The 3,804-nt window shown below is 64.1% G+C and carries 4 protein-coding genes; all 4 read right to left on the bottom strand.

The genetic code is table 11. From position 1 onward, the window contains the following. Positions 1-37 precede the first annotated feature (37 nt). Complete coding sequence (gene fusA / locus RSO01_RS46195; RefSeq protein WP_147157376.1) at positions 38-2,143, bottom strand: elongation factor G; 2,106 nt, start codon at positions 2,141-2,143, stop codon at positions 38-40. 32 nt (positions 2,144-2,175) lie between these two features. Further along, a complete protein-coding gene (gene rpsG, locus RSO01_RS46190; RefSeq protein ID WP_147157375.1) occupies positions 2,176-2,646 on the bottom strand; it encodes a 30S ribosomal protein S7 in 471 nt (156 codons plus the stop codon). A gap of 18 nt (positions 2,647-2,664) precedes the next feature. Further along, on the bottom strand, positions 2,665-3,036 hold the full coding sequence (gene rpsL, locus RSO01_RS46185; RefSeq protein WP_092831565.1) for a 30S ribosomal protein S12: 372 nt from the start codon (positions 3,034-3,036) through the stop codon (positions 2,665-2,667). Between the two features lie 582 nt (positions 3,037-3,618). Beyond that, positions 3,619-3,804 (bottom strand): hypothetical protein (locus RSO01_RS48770; protein ID WP_218037678.1); only part of this gene is annotated, 186 nt, incomplete at its 5' end.

The following is a 3,804-nucleotide window of genomic DNA, read 5'->3' as shown; positions in this document are numbered from 1 at the left end:
CTTGTTCCTTCAATCGGTCTTGGTTCGATCGGCGGCCTTAGCCCGCCAGCTTGGTGATGACCTCGTCCGCCACCGCCTGCGGCACAGGCGCGTAGTGATCGAAGGTCATCGTGTAGGCGGCCCGACCCTGGGTCATCGACCGCAGCGTGTTCACGTAGCCGAACATGTTGGCCAGCGGCACCATGGCATCGATGACCTGCGCGTTGCCGCGGGCATCCATGCCGAGGATCTGGCCGCGGCGGCTGTTCAGGTCGCCGATGCAATCGCCCATGTAGTCGTCGGGCGTCACCACCTCGACCTTCATGATCGGCTCGAGCAGCTTGCACTGCGCCTTGGCGAGGCCTTCGCGGAATGCCGCACGGGCGGCGATTTCGAAGGCCAGCACGCTCGAATCGACGTCGTGGTAGTTGCCGTCGACCAGCGTCGCCTTGAAGTCGATCACCGGGAAGCCGGCGAGCACGCCGGTCTCGCGTGAGGCCTCGAGGCCCTTCTCGACGCCCGGGATGAACTCCTTGGGCACCGAGCCGCCGACGATCTTGCTCTCGAAGCTGTAGCCCGAGCCCGGCTCGCCCGGCTCGAACACCACCTTGATGCGGGCGAACTGGCCCGAACCGCCGGACTGCTTCTTGTGGGTGTAGTCGATCTCGGCCTTGCGTCCGAGCGTCTCGCGATAGGCGACCTGCGGGGCGCCGACATTGGCGTCGACCTTGTAGGTACGGCGCAGGATGTCGACCTTGATCTCGAGATGGAGCTCGCCCATGCCCTTGATGACGGTCTGGCCCGTCTCCTGGTCGGTCGAGACGCGGAACGTCGGATCTTCCTGGACGAGGCGGCCGAGAGCGGCGCCCATCTTCTCCTGGTCGGCCTTCGACTTCGGCTCGATGGCGAGCTCGATGACCGGATCGGGGAAGTCCATCTTCTCGAGGATCACGGGGTTATCCGGATCACACAGCGTGTCGCCGGTGGTCACGCTCTTGAGGCCCGCCAGCGCGATGATGTCGCCGGCGCGGGCTTCCTTCACGTCTTCACGGTTGTTGGCATGCATCAGCAGCATGCGGCCGATACGCTCCTTGCGGTCCTTGGTGCTGTTCAGCACGCCGGTCGCCGACTCGAGCACGCCCGAATAGACGCGCGCGAAGGTGAGCGAGCCCACGAACGGATCGGTCATGATCTTGAACGCCAGGGCCGACAGCGGCGCGTCGTCGCTCGACGGCAGCGTGATCGCCTCGTCGGTGCCCATCTTGACGCCCTTGACGTCGGCAACGTCGGTCGGCGCCGGCAGGTAGTTCACGACGGCGTCGAGCATGGGCTGCACGCCCTTGTTCTTGAACGCCGAGCCGCACAGCACGGGAACGAACGCGTAGGAGATCGTGCCCTTGCGGATGCACTTGATCAGCGTGTCGTAGTCCGGCTCCTCGCCGCCCAGGTACTTCTCGAGTGCCGCATCATCCTGCTCGACGGCCATCTCGAGCATCTTGTGGCGCCATTCGGCGGCCTGCTCCTTGAGATCGTCCGGGATCTCGACGACCTCATACTTGGCGCCCAGCGTCTCTTCCAGCCAGATGATCGCCTTGTTGGAGACGAGGTCGATCAGGCCCTTGAAGCTCGACTCGGTGCCGATCGGGATCTGGGTGACCAGCGGCTTGCTGCCGAGGCGATCCTTGATCATGTCGACGGTGCGCCAGTAGTTGGCGCCGGTGCGGTCCATCTTGTTGACGAAGCAGATACGCGGCACGCCGTACTTGTCGGCCTGGCGCCACACCGTCTCCGACTGCGGCTCCACGCCCGCCACCGAATCGAACACGCAGACCGCGCCGTCGAGCACGCGCAGCGAACGCTCGACCTCGATGGTGAAGTCGACGTGGCCCGGGGTGTCGATGATGTTGACGCGGAACGACGGACCGGCGAACGGGCCGGTCTCGGCCTTCCAGAAAGCGGTCGTCGCGGCCGACGTGATGGTGATGCCGCGCTCCTGCTCCTGCTCCATCCAGTCCATGGTCGCGGCGCCGTCATGGACTTCGCCGATCTTATGCGACTTGCCGGTGTAGTAGAGGATGCGCTCGGTCGTCGTCGTCTTGCCGGCGTCGATATGCGCCATGATACCGATGTTTCGGTAGTGGGCGATGGGGGTGGTGCGGGCCATGGAGGGGGCTTTCTCGATTCTTGTACGGCCGGTTACCAGCGATAATGGGCGAACGCCTTGTTGGCGTCGGCCATCTTGTGGGTGTCCTCGCGCTTCTTCACCGCGTTGCCGCGGCGATTGAAGGCATCGAGCAGCTCGGCCGAAAGCTTCTCTTTCATGCTGTGGCCCGAGCGATCGCGCGCGGCCTGGATGATCCAGCGGATGGCCAGCGCCTGGCGGCGCTCGGGGCGGACCTCGACGGGAACCTGATAGGTGGCGCCGCCGACGCGGCGCGAGCGGACTTCGACCGCCGGCTTCACGTTCTCCAGAGCCTCGTGGAAGGCGGGGACCGGATCCTGCTTGAGCTTGGCTTCGATCTCGTCGAGGGCGCCGTAGACGACACGCTCGGCGACCGACTTCTTGCCACGCTCCATGAGCGTGTTCATGAACTTGGAGAGAACGACATCGCCGAACTTGGCGTCCGGCAGAACTTCACGCTTCTCGGCGGCGCGACGACGGGACATTTTCTCTTCCTCCCCGCCTTACTTCGGACGCTTGGCGCCGTACTTCGAACGGCGTTGTTTGCGGTCCTTGACACCCTGCGTATCGAGGGTGCCGCGAATGATATGGTAGCGGACGCCCGGCAGATCCTTGACGCGACCGCCGCGGATCATGACCACCGAGTGCTCCTGCAGATTGTGGCCCTCGCCCGGAATGTAGCTCACCACCTCGTAGGCGTTGGTCAGGCGGACCTTGGCGACCTTGCGCAGCGCGGAGTTCGGCTTCTTCGGGGTCGTCGTGTAGACGCGCGTGCAGACGCCGCGCTTCTGCGGGCAGGCCTGCAGCGCCGGCACCTTGTTGCGCGAGGTGAGGCCGTGACGCTGCTTGCGGATCAGCTGGTTGATGGTCGGCATCGACTTCCGGTTTCCTAATGCGCCCCTGTTCGGGGCCTGATCTCGGGTCCACCCAGGACAAGCTTCGGCGCAAAGCGAATACGCGGGGCTAGCGGCAAGAGCGCAGCGCCCGCGCGATCAAAAACTCTGCGGCCAGAAGGCCTGACTTGTAGCGGTCCTCGACGTCAGGCTGCGTCTTAGGCTTGCGCCTAACTACCAGCCCCTCGACGAGGTGCGCGCTTATATGGCCGCGATGGCACTGCCGTCAAGCGCAGTGAAACGCTTTTCTCTTTGATATTGCTGGCGTTTCCAGCCTAGGCGGTCTGACTCGTTCCTGTCGGCCGCCGTTCTGCTTGCGCAAGAATCTAACAACCAGATCCTGTAGGTCTGCGGACCCTGCACTACCAGCATCTCGGCACCGTCGTTCTGATGGCTCGGTCCTGCTCGAGCCCATGAGTGCTGCCTTCGGCGGTGCTCGGGGTTCTTCTGTCTCACCTGAGGGTTGCAGTCCACTCTATCGGTTGGGCCCGCTGCCGATTTCGGGCGGGTACTCTGTCAGCGCTGAACGACAAACGGGATCGTGTTCGCTACGCGTGTCGGAAATCACCGCAAGCCATTGATGCCCTTGATCCTTTCGGCATCGGCAGCGGCCGGGCACTGTCCGCTAAACGCGGACATGAACGACACTGCGCGTTCCTCGGCGCGGCTCGTCGAGGGCCAAGTGCATGCAACGCCGTCATTGTTGACGGAGGTTTCCGGAGTTTCTGAGGTTTCCGACAGAGGTCGTAG

This window comes from Reyranella soli, assembly GCF_007992495.1.
Taxonomy (GTDB): domain Bacteria; phylum Pseudomonadota; class Alphaproteobacteria; order Reyranellales; family Reyranellaceae; genus Reyranella; species Reyranella soli.
This window is presented reverse-complemented; position numbering and strand designations above follow the sequence as displayed.

Excerpts from the sequence above, each read along its gene's own strand:
- fusA (WP_147157376.1), bottom strand. The coding sequence starts at position 2,143 with ATGGCCCGCACCACCCCCATCGCCCACTACCGAAACATCGGTATCATG.
- rpsG (WP_147157375.1), bottom strand. The coding sequence starts at position 2,646 with ATGTCCCGTCGTCGCGCCGCCGAGAAGCGTGAAGTTCTGCCGGACGCC.
- rpsL (WP_092831565.1), bottom strand. The coding sequence starts at position 3,036 with ATGCCGACCATCAACCAGCTGATCCGCAAGCAGCGTCACGGCCTCACC.